The organism is Methylobacterium currus, from assembly GCF_003058325.1.
Classification (GTDB): domain Bacteria; phylum Pseudomonadota; class Alphaproteobacteria; order Rhizobiales; family Beijerinckiaceae; genus Methylobacterium; species Methylobacterium currus.
Genome location: NZ_CP028843.1, coordinates 5,489,283 through 5,515,258 on the forward strand (window position 1 = coordinate 5,489,283; position 25,976 = coordinate 5,515,258).

At 65.2% G+C, this 25,976-nt stretch carries 20 protein-coding genes and 1 pseudogene; 9 read left to right on the forward strand and 12 right to left on the reverse strand.

What is annotated here, in order from left to right; genetic code table 11:
• The first annotated feature begins 511 nt into the window (after positions 1-511).
• The 5 genes from DA075_RS25325 (at position 512) to DA075_RS25340 (ending at position 8,717) form a co-directional block, all read left to right on the forward strand.
• Entirely contained in the window at positions 512-1,636 is a 1,125-nt protein-coding gene (locus tag DA075_RS25325) for an IS630 family transposase (protein WP_164712485.1), read from the forward strand.
• Between the two features lie 377 nt (positions 1,637-2,013).
• Positions 2,014-2,571, forward strand: coding sequence for a hypothetical protein (locus tag DA075_RS38620; RefSeq protein ID WP_123834422.1), 558 nt, complete (start codon positions 2,014-2,016; stop codon positions 2,569-2,571).
• Positions 2,549-3,625: a right-handed parallel beta-helix repeat-containing protein gene (locus DA075_RS25330; protein WP_099955580.1), complete on the forward strand. Its 1,077-nt coding sequence runs from the start codon at positions 2,549-2,551 to the stop codon at positions 3,623-3,625. The genes DA075_RS38620 and DA075_RS25330 overlap by 23 nt, the downstream gene beginning before the upstream one ends.
• A 1,100-nt stretch (positions 3,626-4,725) precedes the next feature.
• Positions 4,726-6,129 (forward strand): 3' terminal RNA ribose 2'-O-methyltransferase Hen1, encoded by a 1,404-nt coding sequence (locus DA075_RS25335; RefSeq protein WP_099955581.1) that lies wholly within the window; start codon positions 4,726-4,728, stop codon positions 6,127-6,129.
• The gene (locus DA075_RS25340) at positions 6,126-8,717 is read left to right on the forward strand and encodes a polynucleotide kinase-phosphatase (protein WP_244936331.1); all 2,592 of its coding nucleotides are present in this window, start codon (positions 6,126-6,128) and stop codon (positions 8,715-8,717) included. The genes DA075_RS25335 and DA075_RS25340 overlap by 4 nt, the downstream gene beginning before the upstream one ends.
• Before the next feature lie 322 nt (positions 8,718-9,039).
• Here the strand turns inward: DA075_RS25340 and DA075_RS25345 are convergent, their stop codons facing one another.
• The 3 genes from DA075_RS25345 to DA075_RS25355 form a co-directional block, all read right to left on the reverse strand.
• Positions 9,040-10,131, reverse strand: coding sequence for an IS5 family transposase (locus DA075_RS25345; RefSeq protein ID WP_099951685.1), 1,092 nt, complete (start codon positions 10,129-10,131; stop codon positions 9,040-9,042).
• 295 nt (positions 10,132-10,426) lie between these two features.
• On the reverse strand, positions 10,427-11,929 hold the full coding sequence (locus DA075_RS25350; RefSeq protein ID WP_123834424.1) for a hypothetical protein: 1,503 nt from the start codon (positions 11,927-11,929) through the stop codon (positions 10,427-10,429).
• 99 nt (positions 11,930-12,028) lie between these two features.
• Positions 12,029-12,862: a class I SAM-dependent methyltransferase gene (locus DA075_RS25355; protein ID WP_164712486.1), complete on the reverse strand. Its 834-nt coding sequence runs from the start codon at positions 12,860-12,862 to the stop codon at positions 12,029-12,031.
• A gap of 89 nt (positions 12,863-12,951) precedes the next feature.
• Between DA075_RS25355 and DA075_RS25360 the strand changes: the two genes are divergently transcribed.
• Positions 12,952-13,572, forward strand: coding sequence for a hypothetical protein (locus DA075_RS25360; protein WP_099955584.1), 621 nt, complete (start codon positions 12,952-12,954; stop codon positions 13,570-13,572).
• Positions 13,569-14,510 carry a glycosyltransferase family 2 protein gene (locus DA075_RS25365; protein ID WP_099955585.1) on the forward strand — a complete coding sequence of 314 codons (942 nt, stop codon included), beginning with the start codon at positions 13,569-13,571 and terminating at the stop codon, positions 14,508-14,510. Before DA075_RS25360 ends, DA075_RS25365 begins: the two co-directional genes overlap by 4 nt.
• Here DA075_RS25365 and DA075_RS25370 read toward each other — a convergent pair.
• From DA075_RS25370 to DA075_RS25385, 4 genes are read right to left on the reverse strand one after another with little or no spacing between them, the layout of a single operon-like run.
• A complete protein-coding gene (locus tag DA075_RS25370; protein ID WP_099955586.1) occupies positions 14,497-15,624 on the reverse strand; it encodes a glycosyltransferase family 4 protein in 1,128 nt (375 codons plus the stop codon). The genes DA075_RS25365 and DA075_RS25370 overlap by 14 nt on opposite strands.
• Positions 15,591-17,099 carry an O-antigen ligase family protein gene (locus DA075_RS25375; RefSeq protein WP_099955587.1) on the reverse strand — a complete coding sequence of 503 codons (1,509 nt, stop codon included), beginning with the start codon at positions 17,097-17,099 and terminating at the stop codon, positions 15,591-15,593. The genes DA075_RS25370 and DA075_RS25375 overlap by 34 nt, the downstream gene beginning before the upstream one ends.
• A gap of 25 nt (positions 17,100-17,124) precedes the next feature.
• The gene (locus tag DA075_RS25380) at positions 17,125-17,751 is read right to left on the reverse strand and encodes a P-loop NTPase family protein (protein ID WP_099955588.1); all 627 of its coding nucleotides are present in this window, start codon (positions 17,749-17,751) and stop codon (positions 17,125-17,127) included.
• The gene (locus DA075_RS25385) at positions 17,735-19,132 is read right to left on the reverse strand and encodes a GumC family protein (RefSeq protein ID WP_099955589.1); all 1,398 of its coding nucleotides are present in this window, start codon (positions 19,130-19,132) and stop codon (positions 17,735-17,737) included. Before DA075_RS25385 ends, DA075_RS25380 begins: the two co-directional genes overlap by 17 nt.
• A 291-nt stretch (positions 19,133-19,423) precedes the next feature.
• Between DA075_RS25385 and DA075_RS25390 the strand changes: the two genes are divergently transcribed.
• Positions 19,424-20,440 carry an SLBB domain-containing protein gene (locus DA075_RS25390; RefSeq protein ID WP_099955590.1) on the forward strand — a complete coding sequence of 339 codons (1,017 nt, stop codon included), beginning with the start codon at positions 19,424-19,426 and terminating at the stop codon, positions 20,438-20,440.
• A gap of 99 nt (positions 20,441-20,539) precedes the next feature.
• On the forward strand, positions 20,540-20,776 hold the full coding sequence (locus DA075_RS25395) for a hypothetical protein (protein ID WP_099955591.1): 237 nt from the start codon (positions 20,540-20,542) through the stop codon (positions 20,774-20,776).
• Positions 20,777-20,948: 172 nt separating this feature from the next.
• Here DA075_RS25395 and DA075_RS36770 read toward each other — a convergent pair whose 3' ends face one another.
• The 5 genes and pseudogenes from DA075_RS36770 to DA075_RS25415 form a co-directional block, all read right to left on the reverse strand.
• Positions 20,949-21,170, reverse strand: a complete 222-nt coding sequence (locus DA075_RS36770; protein WP_164712170.1) for a transposase — start codon at positions 21,168-21,170, stop codon at positions 20,949-20,951.
• A 12-nt stretch (positions 21,171-21,182) separates the two neighbouring features.
• A pseudogene (locus tag DA075_RS25400) lies at positions 21,183-21,535 on the reverse strand (IS3 family transposase); the annotation flags it as partial.
• Positions 21,536-21,759: 224 nt separating this feature from the next.
• Positions 21,760-24,063: a TonB-dependent receptor family protein gene (locus DA075_RS25405; protein WP_099955592.1), complete on the reverse strand. Its 2,304-nt coding sequence runs from the start codon at positions 24,061-24,063 to the stop codon at positions 21,760-21,762.
• A 57-nt stretch (positions 24,064-24,120) separates the two neighbouring features.
• Positions 24,121-25,503, reverse strand: coding sequence for a PepSY-associated TM helix domain-containing protein (locus tag DA075_RS25410; protein ID WP_099955593.1), 1,383 nt, complete (start codon positions 25,501-25,503; stop codon positions 24,121-24,123).
• 47 nt (positions 25,504-25,550) lie between these two features.
• Positions 25,551-25,907 (reverse strand): hypothetical protein, encoded by a 357-nt coding sequence (locus DA075_RS25415; protein ID WP_123834426.1) that lies wholly within the window; start codon positions 25,905-25,907, stop codon positions 25,551-25,553.
• Between the last annotated feature and the right edge of the window lie 69 nt (positions 25,908-25,976).

Here is a 25,976-nt window from a genome sequence, read left to right on the forward strand (position 1 = left end):
ATGAATTGCTATTTTGTGATAGATGACAGATATCAGATCGTATCGCAAGTAGCCGAAGTTCACTGGAAGCTCTTGGGCGAGTATTATGGTTCGCCGCTCCTCCTATACAGGAGCTTATTGTTCAATTTTCCATTGTCATTAAGGCTCACACAAAAAGAATTTCGGCCGTAATTTTTGCATTGTCAGCAGTTTTTATTTAGAATTTTAGCATTTTTCGTAATAAGAAAATTCACATTGGCCGTTCACGAACACAGTCACACTCTTGTTTCGTACTTTGGATTCGTAGCTGGGAACGGAAGGTAAAACTGAGGATGCAGCAAACCATGCGGGGTAAAACTGCAAATTTGCGATACGCTCCTCGTGTTTGTCTTTGTCGTATTTGACGCTTCGACCGATGCGAGTCGAGGTCCGAATTCAGGTAGGAGGGCCTGCCATGTCGCCCGGCCACGAGCCTAGTGCATTGACGCATTCAGATGATTCACGTCAGGCGTGAGGCATGCGAGTCTGAGGCATGGCTCAGACTGTCTGCGTGATTCCCAGCGCCGCCGACCTGGCGCACCTGTCCGCCATCGTCGCCGATCGGGCGCAGCCCCTCAAGCACATCCAGCGCGCCCGCATCGTTCTGCTCTCGGCCGAACGCCTCTCCGTCCTCGACGTCGCCCGCCAGGCCGGCGTCAGCCGGCCAGCCGTCTGGCGCTGGCAACAGCGCTACGCCGAAGAAGGCGTCGAGGGACTGCTGCGCGACAAGACCCGTCCGCCTGGCAAGCCGCCCCACTCCACCGACACCGTCGCCGAGGTGCTGGCGCTGACCTGCTCCGAACCGCCCGGTGAGGTCACCCACTGGACCGGCCGCGCCCTGGCGCAGGCCGTCGGGATCTCCTTACGATCGGTCCAGCGCATCTGGGACGCACACCGCCTCCAGCCACATCGGGTCCGCAGCTTCAAGCGCTCGAACGATCCAGCCTTCGCCGAGAAGGTCGAGGACATCGTCGGCCTCTCCATGGATCCGCCGCGCCATGCCGTCGTGCTCTCGCTCGACGAGAAGAGCCAGATCCAGGCCCTGGAACGCACCCGTCCGAGCCGACCCGTCACGCCAGGTCGTCCCGTCACGCCAGGTCGTCCCGTCACGCCAGGTCGTCCCGTCACGCCAGGTCGTCCCGAAACCCAGACCCACGACTACGTCCGTCACGGTACCACGACGCTGTTTGCCGCGCTCGACGTGCTGGAGGGCACCGTGATCGGTCGCTGCATGCAGCGTCATCGCCACGACGAGTTCCTGCGCTTCCTCAACACTATCGAGGCCGCGGTGCCGGCCGGCAAACTGATCCACGTGATCCTGGACAACTACGCCACCCACAAGCACCCGAAAGTGCGAGCCTGGCTGGCCCGGCATCCGCGCTGGATCTTCCACTTCACTCCGACCTCGGCCTCGTGGATGAACGCGGTCGAGGGCTTCTTCTCGGCCTTGACCCGGCGCAGGCTGAAACGTGGCAGCTTCAGCGGGATCGTCGACCTTCAGGCTGCGATCAACCGCTACATCACCGAGCACAACGACAGGCCAAAGCCCTTCGTCTGGACCAAGCCGGCCGCCGCCATCCTCAATGCCGTCAACGGCAACGCTGCACCATCCGAATGAGTCAGTGCACTAGATTCCAAGAAGGCCCTTATGAAGCATTGGTGCGAGAGGCCGTTGAGCAGGAATTGCTTGCCGGTAATTTGTGGCGGGCCGCTCTATGTCTCAGGGAGAATGGCCTTACTGAGGAAGCCGAGCAGTTCGAGGCCGCATCAAGACTTTCTAAGGTGAACGCAATGCAATGCCGCATCCGGGCTGGGATACCACTCGGATAGTCTATTCGAGAATGTGACTATGATGCACAGTAATTGTCGAAAAGACTTATTTTTAGAAATATAATGCAATAAAAAAGCTCGTATAGCTGGTCGATTTATGAGAGCGCGCACTGCGTTAGCCGAGCCGCCATCTGGGCTCCCCTCCAGGAGGCCGACCGCCAAGGAATGCAGCAGGCTGGCACCCGCCGTCTCGCTCCAGCCATACAGATCGGCGCGACGCCGCTGTCGAACCATCGCCCGCAAGCCGCTCACGAGAGAACGAGCCTCCGCGAGCGCCGGCGCCTCGGCCATCGCCACACTCACTGCCTCGGCTTTCGTTGGGCCATCCAGCGTGATCGTCAGCAGACGAGCCAGAAGGCGCTTCGGCGGAACTTGGCCGGGTGCGCCCTGCGCAAGGAATTCTGGATCGCGCAGGTTTTCTCAGACTCCTGGGCCGATCGCGACAGGGCCACGTTTTCCGAGCCCTCGTTGATCGCGTCATCGACGCCGCCTGTTACTCAGCCTGAAACGCTCAAAGTCGAGCTTAGATCGGCAATTCTTTTCACGCTGATTGACGTTCGGGGCCGCGTCGGGCTTACTCCAGATTGCATGGCCATCAGTGCACCCGTGCGATCGCGCAAATGGAAAAAGACGTTGAGCGCTTCGACCGCACTCAGCCGGTTTCCGTGCCGCTTGCCCTCTCTATTGATGGATAGAATGAATGACACAGATTGTTTATGTTGATCCAAGTGCCGTTGAAAACGGAGACGGCTCACTCCAAAGCCCTCTCAACACGTGGCTAGGAATGATTTTTGTGCCTGGCAATATCTATCTTCAGAAGTCCGGAACGCGTTTCGATGCAAACATTATGGTAACCGGCCAGGGAACCGCAGACGCTCCGATCACGATCGGGTCTTACGGCGCTGGATCATCGCCCGAGGCTAAGGGATTTTGGTTTGACGGCGCCTCCTATACGACGCTTTCTGGCTTCAAAGTCGATCACAACACTCAATGGGCTTCAGTCGCTATCGCGCGAGGAAGTCATCACATTACGATTTCCGGGAACGACATCTCCGATTCCATTTCCGGTGTCGCCATTGCAGAAGACGCCGGATCAGACAATATGGTGATCGGCAATAATATTTATGACAATAATTATTTTGGAATTACGCTGGAAAACCTGAGCGGATCCCAATTAATTCAAGACAATAACGTTCAAGGCAATGGTTGCGACGGCATTCATCTTGAATGCAATAACGCGATTGTCCATCACAGTCTTGTTCAGAACAATGGAAAATTGATTCCCGGCTCATCCGGCATCCATACCCTTACGCACTCAGCAGATAGCGTTGGTAATAACAACATCATCTCCCACAATGCCGTTCTGGACACGAGTGACAGTGGCAGTGGTGACGGCAATGGCATTCAGCTGGATGAATGGACTCACGACAATTTGGTTGTCGGGAATTTGATCGCAGGAAACGACGGCGTCGGCGTCAGCCTGTACGGCGCTCAAAACAGCCAGGTTCTACACAATCTGATTTCTAAGAATCAAACCGGTACTTTCGCGCAGCATGGCATTCATGCCGAGGTAGCTGTTTCTTCGAATGCCTCTCAGGCATATCTTGCATCTGGAAATTTAGTTGCAGGAAATCTGATAGATCCGAGGACGGTTCTCGATTGGCCGATTTATACAGACAATGGTTATAGTAATGATGAAAATGGAAAGAACGCGACATTTCTTTCGAACGCAGTCGGTCCTATGGCTGTTCAGGACTTTTTCGAATGGAATGGATGATATTGTCCCAAAAAATTTGGAGGATAATGATTCATAGGGAGAAGGCGTATGTCCGTCGATCCGAATCGGCTCGCCCTACACTGCGTCTTTATCAGGTGGTAAGAACCTGCGGCGCTACATGAAATCGAGGCCTAGTGCACTGGTACCATCGCGCTTTCGCATCGACACGTAGATGCGAAAGCATCCGGCGCATCAGCGCCGGCGCCCGTTCGGGCTTAGCCAGCGCCTTCGAACGAGTCCGTTCGAAGGCGCTGCGGTATGATACGTAGGGCGATATCGAGCGGACTTGCGCCGGAGGCCGGACGTCCAGGCTCGGCCCCGGTGCCACCGTTGCGGGCTGCGCGCCAGCCTGATCCTGCGACCGACAAAGCCTGTCGACGGCAGCCCAGAACGCGCTCCTCGTCTCGGGGGGCTGCCGGTCGAGTGCCGCCTCGAAATCCGAGAGATCGACTCCTTCCATGTCGATGTGGTCGCGCTTTTCGTCGACGTGAAAAGTATCGAGGGATTATCCCCGAGTCGTGCTGAGGCAAGTCACTATAGAACACTGGTAGCGATGTCATCGGCCGAGGCGGCACAATTCTTCGGCTCTCTGTGCGAGGCGGCGCCGTCATTGAGCTTTTTTGCCGCTTTTCGGACTCTCTCGAGAGGGGCGTTAGGACCGGTTTTCAGGGCCAGTCGTGTGCATCGAGACCGGCTTCCTCGTCTCAGCCCTCCTCGTATCGTCGGACAGGCTGTGATCCAGCGGGATGGTGCGCCCGGGTGACAGGGAGCGCGTCGACGTCTTTCAACGACCGCGTGCCGTCGCCCATCCGCGCAAGACGTGCCTCGAAGACGTGCCTCGAAGACGTGCCTCGAAGACGTGGCTCGACAACGACGGCAGCGACCTCGCACACGATGCAGTCGCGGGGCCCTCCCCCGTTCGTGCGTGGTGTGGAACACGGGTTCCCCGATTCCGGGGAAGCCGCGCTGGCGCGCATTCGCGTCGTAAGAACTTCCGATCGAATTGACGTCGGCGGTTGCGCAATGCGAGGTCGGTCCGACGACCATGCTGGCGCTCCAGATGATCGGGGGCGCTGTGCCGCTTGCCGGGATCCACGCTCGTGTTCCTCTCCGTCATGACCACGCATCGACCCGCCACCGACCTCGGCTTCCTGCTCCACAAGAACCCGGTCCGTACGCAGGATCTCGATCTCGGCTTCGGACGAGCCGTGATGTTCTACCCGGAGGCGTCGGAGGAGCGCTGCGAATTCGTTCTCACGCTCGACATCGACCCGGTCGCCCTGGTGCGCGGGCGCTCCGGCGGCGATGGCCTGCTCGACCAGTACGTCAACGACCGGCCCTACGCCGCCTCGTCCTTCCTGAGCGTCGCGATCGGCCGCTGCCTCGGCGCCGCCATGGGTGGACGCAGCAAGGACCGCCCCGCTCTTGCGGAGACGGCGATTCCGCTCGACGTCACGGTCGTGCCTCTGCCGGTGCGCGGTCCGCACGACCTCGTCGAGCGCCTGTTCGCGCCCCTCGGCTATGCGGTCGAGGTCACGCGTCACCCGCTCGATCCCGAGCGCCCGGAGTGGGGTCACGCGCCCCACGTCACGCTGCGGCTGCGCGCCACCGCCCGGCTCGCCGAGCTCCTCACCCACCTCTCCGTGCTCATGCCGGTGCTCGACGACCGCAAGCACTACTTCGTCGGGGAGGACGAGATTGAGACGCTGCTTGCCCGCGGCGAAGGCTGGCTTCCGGGCCATCCCGAGCGCGACCTGATCGTCGCGCGCTCCCTCAAGCGGCGCAGAGTGCTGGTCCGGCAGGCCATCGCGCAACTGGTGGAGGCTACGGCCGAGGACGAGACGACCCTCGATCCCGCCGCGCAGGAGGAGCCGGAGGCGGCGATCGAGCAGCCGGTGCGCCTTCACGAGCGGCGCCTCGATCGCGTGGCGCAGGTGATCGCCGAGAAGGGAGCCAAGCGCGTGCTCGACCTCGGCTGCGGCGACGGCAAGCTGATCGCCCGTTTGATCCGCAACCCGACCGTCGAGCAGGTGACCGGCATCGAGGTGTCGAGCGCCGAACTCGCCCGGGCCGCACGCCGGGTCGAGGCGCTGCCGGAGACGCTGCGCCGCAAGCTGGTGCTGCTCCAGGGCTCGCTCATCTACCGCGATGCGCGCCTGCGCGGGTTCGACGCCGCCGCCCTCGTCGAGGTGATCGAGCATGTCGAGCCTGACCGCCTGCCGCATCTCGAGCGCGCCCTGTTCGGCGACGCCCGTCCGGCGACCGTCGTCGTCACCACGCCGAACCGCGATTACAACGTCCTGTTCCCCACTCTCCCCGCGCGCCAGCTCCGGCATCCCGATCATCGCTTCGAGTGGAGCCGGGCCGAGTTCGAGGGCTGGGCCGAGCGCGTGGCCTCGACATACGGCTACGCCGTGCGCCTTGAAGGCCTTGGGGGTGTGGGTAGCGGGGATGCCTATGCCGATCTCGGCGCGCCGAGCCAGCTGGCGGTGTCCTCCCGATGAGCCTCGACGACATGACCTCCGCCGCGATCACTGTGCCGGACTTCGCGCTGGTGGTGCTGATCGGCGCCTCCGGGGCCGGCAAGTCCACCTTCGCGCGCCGTCACTTCCGGCCGACCGAGATCGTCTCATCGGATGCCTGCCGGGGGATCGTCGCGGACGACGAGACCGATCAGGGCGCTACGCCCGACGCCTTCGCGCTCCTCAACGCCATCCTCGACCTTCGCCTCAAGAACCGCCGCCTCACCGTCGTGGACGCGACGAATGTCAGGCCGGACGATCGCAGGAAGCTCGTCGAGGTTGCCCGGCGCTGGCACGCGCTCAGCGTCGCGATCGTGCTGGACTCGGGCGAGGACGTGTGCCGGGCCCGCAATGCCGCCCGGCCCGATCGCGTCTTCGGCCCGCACGTGATCCGCAACCAGATGGCCTCCTTGCGCCGCGGCCTGCGCGGTCTTCCCCGCGAGGGCTTCCGGCAGGTGCACGCTTTGCGCTCGGAGGCCGAGATCGCGGCTGTCACCGTGTCCCGGCAGCGGCTCTGGACCGACCGCCGGGACGAGGCGGGGCCCTTCGACATCATCGGCGACGTGCATGGCTGCGCCGCCGAGTGCGCGGCGCTGCTGGAGCGGCTCGGCTACGCGATCACGCGCGAGAGCCGGGACGGGGAGCCGCGCTACCGCGTGGTGCCGCTGCCCGGGCGCAAGGCAATCTTCGTCGGCGACGTCGTCGACCGCGGCCCGCGCGTCGCCGACGCGCTGCGCCTCGTGATGGACATGGTCGAGGACGGCCACGCCCTCTGCGTGATGGGCAACCACGAGGCGAAGGTCGAGAAGTGGCTGAACGGCCGCGACGTGAAGGTCGGCCACGGGCTCCAGGCCAGCATCGACAGCCTGTCGGCGGAAAGCGAGGCCTTCCGGGCCCGTGCCAGGCGCTTCATCGGCGGGCTGGTCAGCCATTACCTGCTCGATGCGGGCAGGCTGGCCGTCGCGCATGCGGGAATCAAGGCCGAGATGATGGGCCGCGCCTCGGGGGCGGTCCGCGGCTTCTGCCTGTTCGGGGACACCACGGGCGAGGTCGACGAGTTCGGCCTGCCGGTGCGCCAGAACTGGGCGGCCGAGTACCGGGGAGACACGAAGGTGGTGTACGGCCACACGCCCGCGATCGAGGCGGCGTGGCTCAACAACACGCTCTGCGTCGATACCGGCTGCGTGTTCGGCGGCCGGCTCACGGCGTTGCGCTACCCTGAGATGGAGATCGTCTGGGTTCCGGCCGGGCAGGTCTATGCCGAGCCAACGCGGCCCCTCGCGTCGGCCATCGTCCTGGGCGCGGAGGTCGGCGCGCAGGCCGAGGTGGACGACCTGCTCGATCTCGCCGACGTCTCGGGCAAGCGGATCATCACGACGCGGCTCATGCCCTCGGTGACGATCCGGGAGGAGAACACGGCCGCGGCCCTGGAGGTGATGAGCCGGTTCGCGATCGACCCGAAATGGCTGATCTACCTGCCGCCGACCATATCGCCTTGCGAGACCGCGAAGGAGGACGGCTACCTGGAGCATCCGCGCGAGGCGCTGGACTTCTATTGCCGGGAGGGCGTGCGGCAGGTCATGGCCCAGGAGAAGCACATGGGCTCGCGCGCGCTCATCGTCGTCTGCCGCGACGAGGGTGTGGCCCGGCGCCGGTTCGGGGTCGGGGGCGGAGGCCTCGGGGCGGTCTACACCCGCACCGGGCGCGCCTTCTTCGCCGATGCGCGCCAGCAGGAGGAGGTCCTGGCGCGAACCCGGGACGCGCTCGATTCCAGCGGGCTGATGGCCGAACTCGATACGGATTGGGTGCTGCTCGACGCCGAGATCATGCCGTGGTCGGCGAAGGCGCAGGCCCTCATCACCGGACAATACGCACCGACCCCGGCCGCCGCCCGGATCGGCCTCGGCACTCTCGCCGACGCGCTCCGGCGCGCCCGCGCCCACGGCGCCGATGTCGGGGACCTGCTCTCGCAGGCGACGGATCGCCTCGGCCGAGCCGAGACATTCGCCTCGGTCATCCGCCGCTACGCCTGGCCGATTACCGGGATCGACGATCTGCGGATCGCACCGTTCCATCTCCTGGCCAGCGAGGGGCGGGTGCAGAGCGACAGGACGCAGTCCTGGCACATGGGTCATCTCGCGCGGCTGGCGTCCGTCGATCCGCTGTTCCGGACGACCGCCACGGTCATGGTCGACCTGGACAGCGCGGCCGAGGTGGAGGCAGCGATCGCCTGGTGGCTGGACCTCACGGCGAGCGGCGGCGAAGGCATGGTGGTCAAGCCCGCGGATTTCGTCGCGCGCGGCCGCCGCGGGATCACGCAACCCGCGGTAAAATGCCGGGGCCGGGACTACCTGCGCCTGATCTACGGCCCGGATTACGACACGCCCGAGCACCTCGCGCTGCTGCGTCAGCGGGGGCTCGGGGCGAAGCGCTCCCTGGCCTTCCGCGAATTCGCGCTCGGGCTGGAGGCCCTGGAGCGGTTCGTGGCGCGGGAGCCGCTGCGGCGCGTCCACGAATGCGTGTTCGGCGTGCTCGCCCTGGAATCGGAGCCGCTCGATCCCCGCCTCTGATACCGCCACGCCTTCGAACGAGTCCGTTCGAAGGCGTGGCGGTATGACACCGACAAACGCGTCATGCGCTCTAATGCCAACCGCCTGCGATCCAACAGAAATTTGACGCGCGCAGTGTTCCTTTCGAACGCGTCAGTGCCCTAGCAGGCTGCTGAAAAAGGGGCTTGTCGCTTTGATGCCTGGCTTGGCGCCGTTTGGTTTGCTGGTTTTCGCCTTGCACCGGCGTTGCGGTGGCTCGTCGTGCCGGGCTCAACCGCTGCGCTGGGGCAGGGTTCGGCTGCGTTGAGCAAGAGGCGGCACCGTTCTGTCGTCAGGCGGTCGCTTACGCTCCGAGGAGTTTTGGCAGCCGCACGAGGTTGAAGGCTGCGGCTGTGAAGGTGAAGGCCATGTCGATCCGCTCCCGCCCGCGGACCCGGATGCGGCCGATCAGGCCGATCTCCTTGCTCCAGCCGAAGCTTTCCTCGATCCGCTTGCGGATCGTCTGGCTGATCGCATAGCCGGGCTGGCGTGTGGTGCGTCCGTCGATGGCGGAGCGGCGTCCCGCCGTGTTGCAGGCCACGTGCGGCGTCACCGCCATGGCGCGCAGTTCGTTCACGAAGTCCGCGGCGTCGTAACCTTTGTCGGCGCCCAGGGTGACGCGGGTGGGACGGTTGGCCCGTTTCTCGATCATCGCCAGGGCCGCGACGCGCTCGGCCTGCCCCGTCGCCTGGGTCACGCAGCCATCGACGATCAGCCCATTGCGGTTCTCCATGAGCGCATGACCCATGAAGCAGAGCTTGGCTTCCTTGCCCTGACCCTTGCGGTAGAGCCGCGCCTGGGGGTCAGTGCTGCTCTGATGAGTGTCGTTGGACAGGCTCTTGCCGCGAAAGTCGACGTCGGGATTGCGCCCGCCTGCCGGGGGATCAGGCGGGTCGGAGGGCGCAATGTCCTTGGGCTTGAGGCTCTTCATCGAGGCCCAAGCCTGGATCAAGGTGCCATCGACGGTGAAATGATCCTGCGACAGCAGCCGCTTGACGCGCGGGATCGCCAGCACGGCGCTCAGGAAGGCGGCGGCCACGCTGCCGCCCAGCAGCCGATCGCGGTTCTTGGAGAAGGTGGAGGCATCCCAGACGGGATCGTCGATGCCGAGGCCGACGAACCAGCGGAACAGCAGGTCGAAGTCGAGGCGCTCCATCAACTGTCGCTCGGAGCGCACGGAGTAGAATGCCTGGAGCAGCATGGCGCGCAGGAGTTGCTCGGGTGGGATCGAGGGGCGGCCAATCTGCGAGTAGATCTCCGAGAACTGCCCGTCGAGCGTCGTGAGCGCCTCGTCGACCAAAGTTCGGATCGTTCTCAGGGGATGGTCAGGCCGAATGCGGCGCTCGAGATCCACGTAGGAGAACAGCGAGCTGCTTCGGAGATCCTGACCACGCACTGAAAACTCTCCCGATGATCCCAGAAGAGTGAATCACGCTTCTGCCGACAGGCGAAGCCCTTTTTCAGCAGCCTGCTAGGTCTCCGGAGCCAGGGGGACACCGATCACCAGGGCGAATCTCAACCCTGTCGAATCCGCTGGCGTGGCTGGCCGTTGTGCTGGCTTGGCTGTCTGCTCACCCCACCCGGCGGATCGACGAACGCCTACCCTGGAACTGGGCTCTGCTTGGCAGAACCGGAGTGCCGCATGACCTCACGCCCACGCCACGATTCCAGGCGCGGCTCTCACCGAATGTTCACGGTGCAGCGAGCGCAATCTGGAGAAGAGCAACCGCGTGCGGGGGCATCTCAAGGCTGATCGTCGCATCATCGAGTGAGACGGACTTGCGCTCCCACGCGACAATCGTGGCGAATGGCGATGTAGGCGCAAGCACCTGCGCTGACGCCGCCTTCGGACTGCTGACCCCGCAGGTGACGCGAACGTTCGCGGACGCGTCCGGACTCCGATTGACGAGAGACAGCGTCAGGCGCCGTTCGTCACGAATGGCGAGGGCCGTCATCTGTGGGACGGCGGGCCGGGCAGCGACGTAGCCGACCCGCGGCGTCGGGAACGAGGGCGTTTCGACAGAAGCGGGGATGAGGTTTCCCCTGAGGGCCGTGCCGAAGGCGGCGAGGAGGATTGCCACCGGTCGCGGCTGTCCGTCCTGAGCGAGAGCGCCGAAATGCCAGTTGCCCGACAACGACCAGTGGTTGGCGACCATGACATCGCTGTGTTGCACGAACACCCGCAGCAGATCCGCCGCGAACAGCGCACCCGCCGCGGTCGCGATCTGGCCATCGCTGCGCCCGCCTATGCTGAAAAGGGCGCTCCACTCCGTGACGGCAATCGGCAACGTGCGCCCGAGCAGTGCGCTGACCTGCGCGCGCGTCGCTGCGATGCCGTCGGCGATCTGCTCGGGCGCCGCCATCAGTGCGAGGTAGAGGTCCTTGTCAGCGTAGGAGCGATCAACCGCGAATGGGGCGTAGGCCTCGTGTGTTGAGACGAAATCGAATTTCTCGCGTAAACCGCGCAGGACTTTCTGATTGAATCCAGGAAAAGGCGTCGCCGGAAGCCCACCGATCTGGTCAGCCCGCAAGGGAATGCCGAGCTTGAGGCCCGGAGCCGCTCCTCGCATCGCTGCAATGATCGGGTCGGCACGCCGGACATATTCATCAGGTCCGAGTGCGATCGCGCGCTGCTTGTCCTCGCGCAGATAGGGCTCGTTCCCGATCTCCCACCAATCGGCAGGAGGGATGCCGCGCTGTTGCGCGGCCTTGGTCACGTAGCGCACCCAGTCGGCTGCGTCATCAGGGGTGCCGGTCGCAACGTTGACGGTGATCAGAGGGCGGGCGCCAAGGCGCGCGCAGAGATCGAGGAACTCGTCCGTGCCGAACTCGATCGTCTGCGTGGCACCGCTGAAGAAGTGCGTACCTGCCCCCCGGGACCGGCCGACACCGTTGCGCCATGGATAAAGGTCGCTCAGCGAACCGCCGGGATAGCGCAGAACGGTCGGACCAATGCGCCGCGCCGCCTCATCCATGCTTGGCTTAGGATGGCGGGCGCCGTCGATCATTTCGTCGCCGCGATCCACCCACTGCACGTTGCTGCCGAGGACGGCGCGATTAACCGGACGTCCCGAGGCGGAGGCGTCGATGGTGACGCGCGCCTCGTAGGCAGCGCGCGCTGGACGACTGTGAAGCGTCGTGCCGAACGCAACGGTCGTGTACAGGACAGCACGACGCGAGATCGAGGGTGTCACGCGAAGACTCCTGATGATGACGCTAGAGCATCTTCCGACGACGTGGATACCGGTTCGTCGAAGAAGATGCGGCAAAATCAAAGACCTGGAGCACTGCCCTTAATGGGTCCGTGTAATGAGTGCCATGACCCACGGATTGAAACCTGTACCAAGGAGCGCGCGTGGGAGATGGCGCACATAGGCGCGCGCGAGGCCACGCAGCGCGGCCGGCGCACGCGAAAACTCCAGAAATCCCGCAACGCTCCTCGCTTCGATCGTGCAGGGCAGCCCGTCGAGGTATCGCCGCACGTCGCCATAGGCCCAGAGAAAGTTGTCGCCCCAGATCCGGTGGACCGTCACGCCGAGGCGACGCGTGAGCCAGAGCTCCCAGGCTGCGGCTCGACTGTCGGGCCCGTGCGCGACGTCGAGCAGGAAACCTCGATTCGGGCCGCCGACCAGCATGCGGCCGCCGGGCCGCAGGACCCGGAAGATCTCGCGCAGCCAATCGCGCCTGGCCGTGTGCCAATTCGGTCGCCGATCGGCGTGACCATCGGTCGTCCCGACATGCTCGATCACGCCGAATGTAAACGCAAAGTCGATCGAACCGTCGACGAACGGCAGTGCGAAGCGATCTGGGTCGACAAGGAAGAACCGGTCGGGACTCCGTCCCGCCGAGGCCCAACGCCGTTCAAGACCCGGCAGATCGACGCCGTAGCTCTGGTAGCCCTCCTCTTCAAGCGCTGTGGCCATTCCACCCATGCCGCAGCCTACGTCGAGCAGTGTTCGTGCGGGGGCCTCGCGAATGATGGGCAAGAGGAAGCCCCTGGCCTTGCCGGGTTGGAAGATCTCCTGCGCATCAGCGTAGTCCTCGGTCGTGACGTCACTGCGCACGGTGCCCGTTGGCAGAATACCCTTGTAGCCGCTCAATTCCGCGGTGAAAGGTTTGGTCAGCATCGGCAATCCCCCGGAGTGACGGCGGCATGCGAGGTGCGCTATAGTGCGCATTAGGTTGCTCGCTACATCTCATCTCATGAGCCGAGCCGATGAATCAATTACCAACAAATGTGAATCTTGCCTCGGCCGAAGAGCGTCATGGCGGGATCTTAAGCTTGATCGCCTCGGACGTCATCCGGTACGCGCAGCAGGCGCAGGCATTCCAGGGACATAAGCCCGGTCTGCTGAGGCAAACAAGCATTCTGTTGACACCTTCTCTGATCTGCTGCGCACTTTACCGCCTGGCCCACGCCTTGCACACGAGAGGCTCCATCCGCCTGGGCCGAGCTGTGGCCCGCGCGAACCTCGTTTTCAGCAGGGCCCTCATCGAGCCGTCCGCGCGGATAGGACCCGGCCTCTACGTGCCGCATCCGCCAGGGATCGTCTTCCGCGGCAGTGCCGGCCGAAACCTGACTCTGTACACCAAGGCAATCGTGGGGCCGCTGGGGGCGCCCGCCTTCGGCGCTGCGCTCGACATCTGCCCGCGCCTTGGCGACGATGTCACGCTCGGTGTGAACGTCGTCGTTGCTGGGCGAGTCGTGGTCGGCAGTCGCGTGCAAATGGGACCGGGCGTGACGATACTCCGCTCGGTTCCCTCTGATGTCGCAATCATTGCACCTTACATGCACGCTCGTGGGGCCAGAAGCGCCGCGATGAGGGTGGCACCGTGACGGCTCCTGTCCTGACGGTCATCATCGTCTCTTGGCGGGTATGTGATCTCCTGCGGGACTGCCTCGCCTCGCTTTTCAGCGAAACCGATCTCGGCGACGGGGCGCTGGACGTCATCGTGGTCGACAACGCTTCAGGTGACGGCACGATCGAGATGGTGCGATCGGAATTCCCGAGCGTCCGCCTCATCGCATCCGGCAAGAACCTGGGATTTGGGCGCGCGAACACGCTCGCCTTCGAAGAGACGAACGCTCCTTTCGTGCTCCTGCTCAACCCCGACACGCTCATCCAAGACCGAGCGGTCGAGCGCCTCCTCGCGCATCTGCGTGCGCGGCCCGACGTTGCTGCCGCGGGCTGCCGCCTCTGCAACGCGGACGGATCGCTGCAGCGGTGGACTGGGGGGCGATTTCCTACGCTCGGTAGCGTTGCCGCCCATTACTTGTTCCCAGCCTCGCTCCTCGCTTGGACTGGGCGCGACAGCTCGATCTACCTCACCCGCGATGTCGCCGAGGACATCGACGTCGACTGGGTGACCGGCGCCTGCCTCATGCTTCGGCGCGAGCGCGTGCCTCCGCCCCTCTTCGACCCGGTCTACTGGATGTATGGCGAAGATATCGATCTCTGTCATCGCATCCGTGCGGCCGGGGGACGCGTCATCTATACGCCTATTGCCACCGTGACCCACTTCCAAGGCGCCAGTATGAAGCAGCAATCCGGCGAGGTGCTTTTGACATCGCTCAAGGGGATGCGGACGTTCTACGCGCACAGGGCGGGACGACTGCGAACATATCTGTTCGACACATTGACCGTGACTGGTTTTGCGCTGCGCTGGGCAATTTATCGTTGCGCCGTTCTTGTGCGTCGCGACCCGCGACTCAACGAGCGTGCTCGCTCAAGCGCCCACAATGTCCGCCTCGCGCTCAGGCTCATGATGACCTGAGACGCGCAGATCCAGACTGTCGCGCACGCTCGACGGTTTCGAGATAGAACGCCTCCTGGCGGGCAGCGACTGCGTCCCAGCACTGGTCTTGGACGTGGGCACGGCAGTCGCGTCCGCGCGCGACGATCTCCGCGTCGCGCGCCCGCGCGAGGCTTGCCATCGCCTCGGCGAAGAGGGGAATATCGAAGGCCGGCACAGCGATGTTGCCCGCACCCTGTGCGATCTCGTTCATCGGCGGCACATCAAAATGGATGACGGGCCTTGATGCGGCGCAGGCCTCCGTGATCACCATTCCAAAGGTTTCTTCCCGCGAAGGGAACACGGCGAAGCGGCAGGCCGCAAGCAGTTCGCGCCGTTCCACGGCGTCGACGCGGCCGAGGACGCGGGTCGTGTCCGCGACGCCGAGTTCGCCCGCCCGCCGCTCGGTCGCTGCGTGCTCCCACCCGTGCCCCGCAATGATGAGGGGCGGGCGCGGCGCCGGAAGCCGCGCGTAGGCCTCCAGCAGCATTCCTACACCCTTGCGCTCGAGGTCCACGCGGCCGAGATAGAGAATCGCGTCTCCCGGCCTCTCTGGAACGTCGAAGAGATCATCGCTGACGCCGTTCCCGATCGCCTCGATCCTGGCGCCGGGTCGCCGCCTCAGAAGATCGTGACGTGCGTCTTCGCTCATCGTGATGAAGTTATTGTAGAAGCGCAGGCCTGCGGCCTCGATCCAGTGGAAGGGCACACGGTATTGCTGCGCGAGGGTGCGCGCATAGGACCACTGGACGGAGGCGATGACAGGCGCCCGCGCAAGCAGCGGCGTCAGGGTCACAGACGCCGGCGGCATAAAATCCTCCACGATGAGGTCGCAGCTTTGCCGCCGCACCAAGCCCGGCAGCGCGAAGAAGAACGTGATGTGATGCGAGGAACCGTGGTTGCCGACGCGTCGGCCGAGGCGGACATAACGCACCCCCTCCCGCAGGAGCACCGGCGTCGAACCGGGGAAGGTTGGCGTCACGACGGTAATCTCGTGGCGCTGGGCAAGGCGCCGGCAGATTTCGAACGTTCGACGTGGACCGCCCCCGCTTAGCGGGTTGTCTATGTCGTCGGGGTCGATGTGGAGTATGCGCATGCTGCCTCACAGGCGCGTTCCAGTTGGTCGCATACGCCGATCATCAGCGCCGCCATCGTATAGAGAAGTCCAAGTCTAATATCATAAGAAAAATGATCAAATAAGTAGAAAACCATTTGCGCTACTCCTGCGCCTGACAGCCCAAGTAAAAACGCCCAGTATTCTGAATTTATCTGCATGTTATACTTTAAGGGCATGGTAATATAAATTACTAACATCGCGCAGAAAAGGGCAATACCGATTATTCCGGACTCGGCAAACGTGAGTAGATATTTATTATGTACGACTCCCTTGAGCAGTGTCTCACGGAATGCCGGTAGGAGTGATGCGAATGATGTAGGAATATTAGTCTGGGCGGCTTGATTGTAACCCGCCAGCCCTACGCCGGTAATTGGGAAGCGACGGATGATCAGAAGGGCTTGGTCGATCATTGCCAAGCGCGCATCCGAGGAACGCTGATCGCTGAGCGTCACCCGATAGATGGCAGCAGGGAACGCCACGGGCAAAATCGCCGCCGCGAGCATGCCACAGACCGCAAGGGCCGCGATGTGTCTGGCCTGGACGAGACCGCGCAGCCACCCCACTGCAAGGACGAAGAGGGCGGATGAGGCGAAAGCAATCCAGCCGCCGCGGGACAGGGCAAGGACGAGTGCGACGAGTGAGCCGACGAGCAGAAGCACGGTCGGCCACCATGCGCGTCGCAGTTTGGCGGGACCGAGCAAGGCGAGCGCCATGAGCGGCGGCAGGGCAAAGGTCAAATAATCGGAGAAGACGTTGGGATGGGCCAGGAAGCCGGAAGGGCGACGTACGTGAAGACCTCCGCCCTGCTCGAACACGAGAAGACGGCCGAGATCAGTGTTCTTCGAGCCACGGATTTGCAGATCGGATCCCGTCACAACCTGTAGCACGACCATGCTGAGCTGGAGTGCAAGACCGGCTGCGAGCGAGTAGATGGCGATCCGCAGTCGCCGAGGATCTCGGGTCAGGTCGCCGATGACAAGGAGATATGTGAAATACTTCAAAAAATTGAGGAAAATCGACCAGCTCACCGATGCGATCGAGGTCGCGGCCGAGATCGCCATCCAAACCAGGAAGGCCGCGGCGACGGTATGCAGACGGCTCCAGCGCGCGCGCGGCACACCTACGAGCCGGTCGAGGACCCAGAATCCCGTGAGCGGGATGAAGGCAAGATCGTAAAGATAAACCGACAGCGTCGGGCTGTAGGCCGAACCTTCCGAGGTCAGGGCCTTCGAGATCTCGACAGGCAGCGTTAGAAGGAAGATCGATAGCAAGCTGTCGCGCGGGTTTCCACTCCACGCGACGCAAGCAAATCCAAGCGCCGCGAGCAGCATCAAGATCGCCCAAGTCGGAGGCAGGTCGATGATTATCAGGAACATTGCGGCAAGCGCGACGGCTGCCGTCATTGCGGCGAGCCAAGCGCCGAGAGATGCGCTCACCTGGGCAGGGGCGATCATCACTCATTCCTTGTCAGCCGGCCCATCATGTCACCGCCGCGAGACCGTGGGATGGACACCTGTTCAGGACCACGCCCCACGATTTGCTCTTTGGGATGCGTGCGAGCGCGGCCTTCGCTGCCTGCCGTGACGTGGTGGTCGCGTCCACGACCAGGAGCACGCGATCGACCGCGGCCACGATCGGCAGCGCGTCCGTCTCGAAGGAGGGCATATCGATGATGATCGCATTCGCCCGCTCGCCGGCCCAGGTGAGAAATCGCTTCAATCCATCCTGTCGGTAGAGCAGTGTCGGATCGGGCAGGTTGCCGCTACCCACGATCGATAGGTTCGGCAACGGGCTGGTCAGAAGCCGAGGCACCGCGTCCGAACCCCGTAGAAAGTCGAAAAGCCCGGGCTCGCCCTGGCCGCCGTAACGCCCCGTGAGGTGTGATCGCGCGCTGTTCCCGTCCACGAGCATCATCCGGTGTGGACTGAGAGAGGCCGCATGGAGCGCGAGCCCCTCGGCCACGAAGGTACGTCCCTCGCCCCGCCGTGCGCTGCCGACGGCAGCCGTGAAGGGATACGGCAGGCAGCGCCCAGACGAACCATGTTCGGCCATTTGGCTGAAGAGCGCGAGGCTGAGTCCCCCGAAGAGACTATGAAGATCGCTCATGGACGCTCGTTGGCAAGCTTGCCCGGACGGTCGTGGGATACAGGGACGCGAAGCTGTTACGGATGGTGTCGGCCTTGAAGATCGGCATTGCCGCAAGGACGGGGATGCCGAGACTCACGCGCGCTTCGGCAGCCGTCTGGAGGCGTGGGTCGACCAGCTCGCGGAGTCCGGCGAGTGCAAAACCGAGGAAGAGACTGGCAACGGACCCTGCGGCGGCGATAGCGAGCCGGGTTTTCCAGTCGGAGCTGCGAGCCTTCAAGGGAGGCTCGACCACCACGCGGTTCGTGAACTCGCCCTCGGTCATTTCAAGGTAGAGCGCGATCTGACCGAGTCGCTTCTGAAGGTCCATGAGCGCACTCTCCTTGAGGCGCAGGTCCCGCTCAAGGCGCTGCAAGACGGCGTCGCTGCGCGCTACGCCGCGCTGCTCGCGATCGAGCTCCTCGGTCAGGGCCGTAATGACACCCTCGAGAGCACGCGTCTGCTCGGTCGGTTCCGCGTATTGAATGCGCAACTCGAGAAGCTCCATCCGCAGGTCTTGCAAACGAGCCTTGAGCCGGACGATGGTTGTCGGGTCGCGCGGTGTGCCGAGCTCGCGTTGCTCGGGCTTGGCCGAACCGCCCAAGGCAGCAAGAAACGTCTCGACCCGATGCTGCGCCGCCACAACCTCGGCCTCGGCCGTTTCCGCGTGGCGCGCCACCACAGCCTGAGCCTTGCGCGCCGTTTCGCGATTCTCATCCGCATCGTGCCGCAGGAAGCGGGTGATGAGCTCCTCCAAGGCGAGCCGCGTGCGTTCGGGATCGGTGCCGCGCAGCTGCATCGATACGATGTTCGAATTGGTGTCGCTGCTCTTGCTGGCGACCGGTGTCACGTCGAGGCTGGCCCGGAAGGCAGAGACGGTTTCACCAAAGCCGCGCTTGTCCGGATCGGGCGAGAGACCTAGAATAGGGGCGACGAACCGATCGAATGCGTCCGCAAAAGGACGCATGAGGTGAGTAAGCGGTGGATGGTAGACTTGATCGTAGCGTAGTCCCAACGCGCGCACGACGTCGGCTGAGAGCGGCCAGCTCTCCGCGAGCTCCATCTCGTTTTCCATGCGGCGGTTGGCGCTGTCCTGGGTCGTAGAGTCGCGAAAGGCTGCGATGCCCGAGAAGAAGGATGGCGTGCCAGCCTGTTCGAGTTTGACGAGGACGAGCGCCCTGCTCGTGTAGGCTGGTGGCAGGCGAGCCACGCCCCAGGCGATGAGGCTTGTCACGATACTGAAGCATGCGAGAATCAGGAGGCCGTGCTTGCGCATCAGCCGCCGAAAATCAGTGACGCTGAAGCCGTGACTGTCGGACCGAACCTCGGGCTCGGAGCCGAACAGGCTCGGTATGGCGTTCATTGCGTCGTCCCTTCGCTCTGCGACGCGTCCATCAGGCACGCTCCTTGCTTCGGAGGCATTGCAATATATCGGCCTGAGGGGCGGTAGGCAAGATACGGCGCTCTGCTATTGATATGCTGCCTGGAAAAGGGTGACGGCTCGGCGAGACTAAAATACATTTGTAATAATTATACCGCGAACGGATAATTTGTTTGAGTATGATCTTGAGCATCGGCAGCAATATTTCATGGTTGCGATGTGGCAAGATGACTACTAATATATATTGGAAGGCCTCTGTTGTCGAGGGTGAGCATGCCATTCGATCGCGCTCTCAGGTCGGCACTTTTTGCGTCGGGCATCATCATAATGCTCCTCGGAGTTCCTTCTGCCGTAGCCGCGCAGACCCGCGCCTACCAGCTATCCTACTACATTCTCGGTAGCGTGCAGCGGCCGGGGGAGTACCCCTATCGGTCGGGCATGACGGTGCTCCACGCGATTGCGATGGCTGGCGGTTACTACCGGGCCTCGGATGCCGGGCTGCGGCTCGAGCGTGATGCAGCACTTGCTGCTGGCGATCTCAAGATCCTCGCGGCCAAACGGACGCTCCTGACCGTTCGCCGCGCCCGCCTGCAATCGGAGCTCGACAATGCGCCGGATATCCGCCCGCCCGCGGAGGCCGGACCGGCCCTCGACGTCGCAGGTCATCTCGAGGAGGAGCGTCGGCTGATGCAAGCTCGACGCAAATCCTTCCTTGACGACACCAACCGGCTGACGGAGCAGGTCACCCACCTCAATGACGAGATCGCCAGCCTGCGGGCGACAATCGATGCGCAGGGACGGGAGGCCCAGCTCATCCGCCGCGAACTGGACGAGGTGCGAGTCATGGTGGGGCGCGGGCTCACACCCACCGCACGCCAGTACCTCCTCGAGCGCAACCTTGCGCAGATCGAGAGCAAGCAGCGTGAGCTTGAGACGTTCATCTCACGAGCGCGCCAGACCATCAGCCGCACTGAACAAAATCGGGTAGCCCTGGCAAATCAGAGACAAGCCGCGCTGATCACCGAGCTTCAGCAAGCCGACAGCGATCTCAACGAGGTCGGCGCGCGCATCGAGACGCAGCGGCAGCTTCTCGCGGAAGCGGAGGGCATCGCGCCGACCGGGGCCGGCACGCGATCGCGACCTGACGAGCCACGGCCGGCCTATCTCGTACTGCGCGGTGACGGGGCCGCAGCACAAGAGCGGCTCGCGACGGAGGGGACGCTTCTCGAGCCGGGAGATATCGTGCGTGTGCAAACGCCTGGTGCCACTCGGCTCACGGCAGGTCAGTAGAGCATGGCAATACCGTAGACCGACAATACGTCCTTCGCCAGATTCTCTTGTTGTCGTCGGCAGCCATCCGCCTCGGAGCCGCCTATAACGGAAGCCCCGTTGCCGCCGGCACGGCAGCTTGCGGGGCTGCTCGTGCAACCGTTCTCGGTCTTGGATGAGGGCGACGCGGCTGTGGTGAGCCGCGTCGAGCAGGACGACACCGCGCGGACCGTCACGGGTCTGGCCCGCCGCTTCACCGCACTCATGCGCGCCGCCGGGAAGGGCAAGACCGTCGCCGATGATCAGGACGCCGCCCGCGGACATCGACGCCTGGATCACGCAGGCGCGGACCTGTGATGCTCCTGCCATCGCGACGTTCACTCGGGATTGGACGCGGACATCCACGCGCCGCCGCCGGAGTCCGCATGACGCTGGCGGTCCGCTGCTCGTGGCGGCTATGCCCGGTCTCGCCGCGCGTCAGGGACGGCAGGTCATCAGGCGCCGTGGCGCAGGCGGCCTCGGCGCTGGCTTACAGGATCCGCTGGTTCGTCTTGAGCCCGAGCACGTCGTCGGCGCCCGCCTCCCGGATGACCGCAGCCGTGTCGGCGCGGCAGTGGAGCGCATCGGCCGTGATGGTGCAGCCGTTCGGACGCAAGCTCTTGAGCACGGTCCGGGCTGCCGCGGCCTCGCCGCCTTGACCGGCCCGGGTCTGGGCCAGCGAGAGATGGGTGAGACCGTCGAACGTGCTCACCTCAGGGGGGTGATCCGCCCCCGTTGCGGCATGCCCCCGAGGCGAACCATATCGCCTGTGATGCCCGGTATGGGTTCGCTGCACCTCGTCGAGGCGCTGGCGGTTGGAGGCCGACCGCGCGCTCTCAGAGCGTGATCGCCAGCCGTGATACCCACTGGGCGACACTCCGAGCACGCGGCACATGTGACGCACCGGCCAGGTGGTCGCATGCGGCTCGATGAAGGCGAACGTCACTTGGGCATCGCCGCGAAGATGCCGATCGGTTTTTTCAGCACGTCGCGCTCCATGCGCGTCCGGTCGGGGTCGCGGCGCAGGCGGGCGATCTCGGCCGCCCGGTCGGACGGCGAGGCGACCGGGCTCGCAGGAGCAGAGCCCGGCAAGCCCGCGGGTTGCTGTGGCGGGGAGCCTTTTCCACCAGCACGGTCCGCCACTGGCGCAAGCAGGGCCACCGCCTCGCGTTTGAGCTCGGGGGTGAACTCGCGTCGTGTCTCTGCCTCAAACACCTTCCCCGCCCGCACCGAGCGTATCAGAGGTGTCCGCGAAACCGAGCGAGGATCACAAGATTCCGTTGCGCTGATGCGAGCGGTTCTCAGAACGCCAGCTTCATCCCCCCGATGACGCTGCGCGGCGCGCCGGCGAAGATCGAGCCGGTGGTCGTGGCGAGCACGCTCGCCCCGTTCTGCAAGCCGGTCACGGCGCTGATCGAGTTCGCCAGCGGCTGGGCCGAGGCGATATAGGTCATGTCGAGGATGTTGCGCATCTCGACATAGAGGCTGAGGCGCTTGGCATAGGATCCGATCAGGTCGGTGTCGTAGTGGATGTTGGCGTTGACGATCGTGTAGCCCGGCGCCCGCAGCAGGTTGGCGTTGTCGAGGAAGAACCCGTCCTGGTAGACCGCCTCGACGAAGGCGCCGAGACCTTTCAGTGGTCCCGATGGCTGGTCGTAGCCGATGCGGGCGAGGAGCTGGTGGGCCGGTACACCCGGGATCAGGCGGCCCGCCCGGTCGAACCGCGCGGTCAGGCTGCCGGCGCTCAATTGCTCGACGTAGCGGGTGTAGACTTGGTCGTTGAGGCCGTAGGCCGCGACAGCGCGCCAGCCGGGCGAGAAGGCCCACTCGGCGCCCGCCTCGATGCCGCGATGCTCCGAGGCCGGGGCGTTGAAGGTGTAGCTGAGCAGGCCCGCCCCCGGCGACTGGGTGACGAACTCGTTGCGGAAGAATTCGTAGAAGCCGGTCAGGCTCAGGCGCAGATCGGGCAGGGGCGACCAGTCGACGCCAAGATCGAAGCCGAGATTGGTCTGGGTGCGCAAATCGGTGTTGTTGCCCGGCACGCCGGCCGGGGTGACGAACAGCGCGCTCGCCGCCGGGGTGGCGTAGCCGGCGGCGAGGCGGCCCCGGAAGGCCCAGGCCGTATCGGGCCGGTAGACCAGCGCCAGTTCGGGCGCCACGTTGAGGAAGCTGCGGTCGATCTCGGCCAGGGCGCGGGTCGTGCCGGCGGCCGAATAGGCGTAGGTGAGGGTGCGCCCTGTCAGCCAGGTGTTCTCGGCCGAGACGCCGAGCACCCCGGTCCATTGCTCGGAGAGCGCGACCTCGGCCCGGGCCCGGCCGCCGAGATTCGACTGCGAAGCCTCCTGGTTGCTCGTGAGCGCGCCGAGCCGCGGGCCGCCATAGGGCGCCCGGTTGTAGAGGGCGATGTGGTTGTCGATCGCGCTGTAGGAGAAAGCCGCGTAGCCGACGACCGGCAGGCCGAACATCTCGCCGCGATGGGTGATGTCGGACAGGACATTGTAGGACGGATAGCTGCCGCGCGACGACGAGGTGTAGAACGGCTGGTCGAAGTTGCGCTCGTCGAAGCCGACTTGCGTGCGCCACGTCGTGTCGGCGTCGATGTCGTGCTCCCAGCGGCCGGCGATGATCGTGCGCCGGTCGGTGCGGCCGAAGGCGCCCTCGTCCGCCGTCACCGGCACGGTGGCGCCGAAGGCGCCGTTGCGGAACAGGTTGAAGGTGGTGCAGCCCGCCGCCGCGGTCGCGGCACTCGCGCAGCCGCGCTGGTACGGGTTGATCCGGTACTGCGCGAGCGACGAGCGGGCGGCGAGGTCGGCGTCGAGGGTGTTGTTGATGACCTTCAGGGTGAAGCGGTTGTCCGGACTGGGGGTGTAGCTCGCCAGCAGGTTGACCGTCTGGGTGTCGGCGCTGGCATGGTCCTGGAAGCCGTTGAGCCGGAAATCGCTGGCGAACAGGCTGACCTCTGAGGGACCGCTCGCGCCGCCGACCGTGACATAGTGGTTGAGGGTGCCGAAGCTGCCGGCGTCGATGCCGATCTCGTAGCCGTCGATCTCCCGGCCGGTGCGGGTGCGGAAGGCGAGCGCACCGCCGGTGGCGTAGTTGCCGAAGAGGGGTGATTGCGGCCCGCGGAAGACGTCGATGCGCGAATAGGCCCGCGGGTCGGCGATGTCGAAGCGCGAGGCGCCGTCGGGCTGGGTGACGACGAAGCCGTCCTCCAGCACCACCATGTTCTTGATCACGCCGGTCGAGCGGGCGTTGTTGCCGCGGATCGACACCACCACGTCGCGCGGCCCGTTGCCCTGACGCATTGTGACGCCCGGGCTGTTGACCAGCACCTGGCCGACGCTGGTCGCCGGGCGGTTCGCGATCACGTCCCGCCGGCCGATTCCCGTCACCACCTCGCCGACCGGGTGCTCGATCACGCTCGGGCCCGAACCCGGCGGGGCGGCGACGCCGAAGGCGGGACCGGGCGGGCTCGCGCCGGCGACCGCGATCTCGTCGAGGGCGATGGTATCGGGTGCGCCCTGCGCCAGGGCGGTGCCGGGGAGGAGGGTGAGGAGGAGGGCGAGCGCGCGCGGGCGCAGGCCGGAACCGGGGGGGATCGGCATCGGACGTCTCGTCGGAAGCGGTGGAGGCGGCGCGTGAGCGCCGACGAAGACTGCGCGTCAGGCCGTCGCGGGCCGCCGGAGGCCGCGCCGCAAGCCGAGCCAAGCGGCGTCGACGGCGACCATCGCCAGGATCGCCAGCCCGGTGAGGGGGAAGGCGATCCCCATCGCCACGACGAGGCCGGTGACGGTCGCGACCGCCCGGCGGTCGTCGGGCCAGGCCGGCACGCCGAGGCGGCCCTTGGGGCGGCGCTTCCACCACATCACCGCGGCGGTGACGGCGAGCAGGATCGTGGCGAGGCAGAAGGCCAGCATCAGGAGCTGGTTGACGCGCCCGGCGACCTCGCCCTTGTGCAGCCCGATCCCGTACTGGATCCCGCGCCCGACGATGCCGATGTCGCTGAAGCGCACGTTCACCAGCGGCCGGCCGGTATATTGGTCGAGGGAGATCATCCGCTGGCGGGTGACGTCGCGCGGATAGGCGGCCGCCGCGTAGACGCCGCTCAGACCCTGCGGCAGCGCCAGCTCGTAGCCCGCCGGCATGCCGAGGCCGGCGAGGATCTCGGTCGCCCGGTCGATGCCGATCGGCACGCCGTCGCGACCCTGCGAGCGCGGCAGCGGCGCGTCCTCGAGCGCCCAGCCGGTCTGGTCGAGCACCGCGCCCATCGGCACCGTCGAGACCGGCACCCCGGCCCAGAGTTCGTTCGGCTGGCCGAGCCCGGCGCGGTTCGACACCGCCCGGAACTGGTCGCCCCAGAGGATCGACCACGGCAGGCCGGTGGCGGCGAGGAAGAACAGCCCGGCCCCGGCGAGGAAGCCGGTGACCGCGTGCAGGTCGCGCCACCACACCCGCCGCGCCGGCGTGCCGCGCAGAGAGACGACCCCGCCGCCTTGGCCGCCACCCTGGCGGCGCGGCCACCAGAGGGAGATCCCGCTCAGGACCAGGATGAGCGTGAAGCCGGCCACGACCTCGATCAGGCCGTTCGCCACCGGCCCGAAAGTGGCGAGGCTGTGCAGCCGGCGCACCACCATCATGGCCTCCTCGCTGCGCCCGACCCGGTCGAGGACGGCGCCGTCATAGGGGTCGAGATAGACGAGGGTTTTGCCGGACGGCCCCGCCATGGTGACGATTGCCGTGCGGTCGGGAGCCTCCGGGCTCGCATAGGTCGTCGGCTGGGCGTCCGGCACCGCGTCGGCGGCGATGAAGACCAGCCGCTCCGGCGAGAGGGGCGGCGTCGCCCGCACCGGCACGAGGGTGCGGTGGGCAAACAGCGTGCGGTTGATCTCGTCCTTGAACAGGTAGACCGAGCCGGTGACCGACAGGAGGATCAGGAACGGCAGGCAGAGGAGGCCGGCATAAAAGTGCCAGCGCCACACCGCGCGATGGAGGGCATCGCGCAGGCGGGCGCGCCCCGGGGCGGGGGCGGAGGAGACGGCGGGCATGGGGCGGGGATCCGGGAAGGCGTGATCGAGGTGGCGATGTGAGTCGATCAGGCCTGCGGCGGTCCTCGTGGGCTGGCGCTCGTGTCGGGTGGGGCTCGCGCCGGGCTCTCGTCGGCGGCGGGCGGGACGCGGCCGGCGATGCTCGGCCGATCCCAGGCGAGGTGGAAGGCGAGGAGGAGCGGCGCTGCGAGGGCGATGGGGTGGGCCGCGACGCAGCAGGCGAGGGCGCAATGGGGGCCGCCCTGCGGGACGCCGTCCGCCGCGTCGGTATGGCAGATCACCGCGCCCGGGGCCGCCTGGGCCGGCACGGGGGCGAGGGCGCCGAGCAGCACCTGCAGGCACAGCGCGTAGAGCGCGACCACCGCGATGGTCGCGCGTCCGATCGACCGTGTCGGCAGGCTCACGCGCATGACTCCGGGGTAGGCCGACGGACCTGAGAGCGTCAATGACGAAGGCGAGGCCGTGGGCGGATT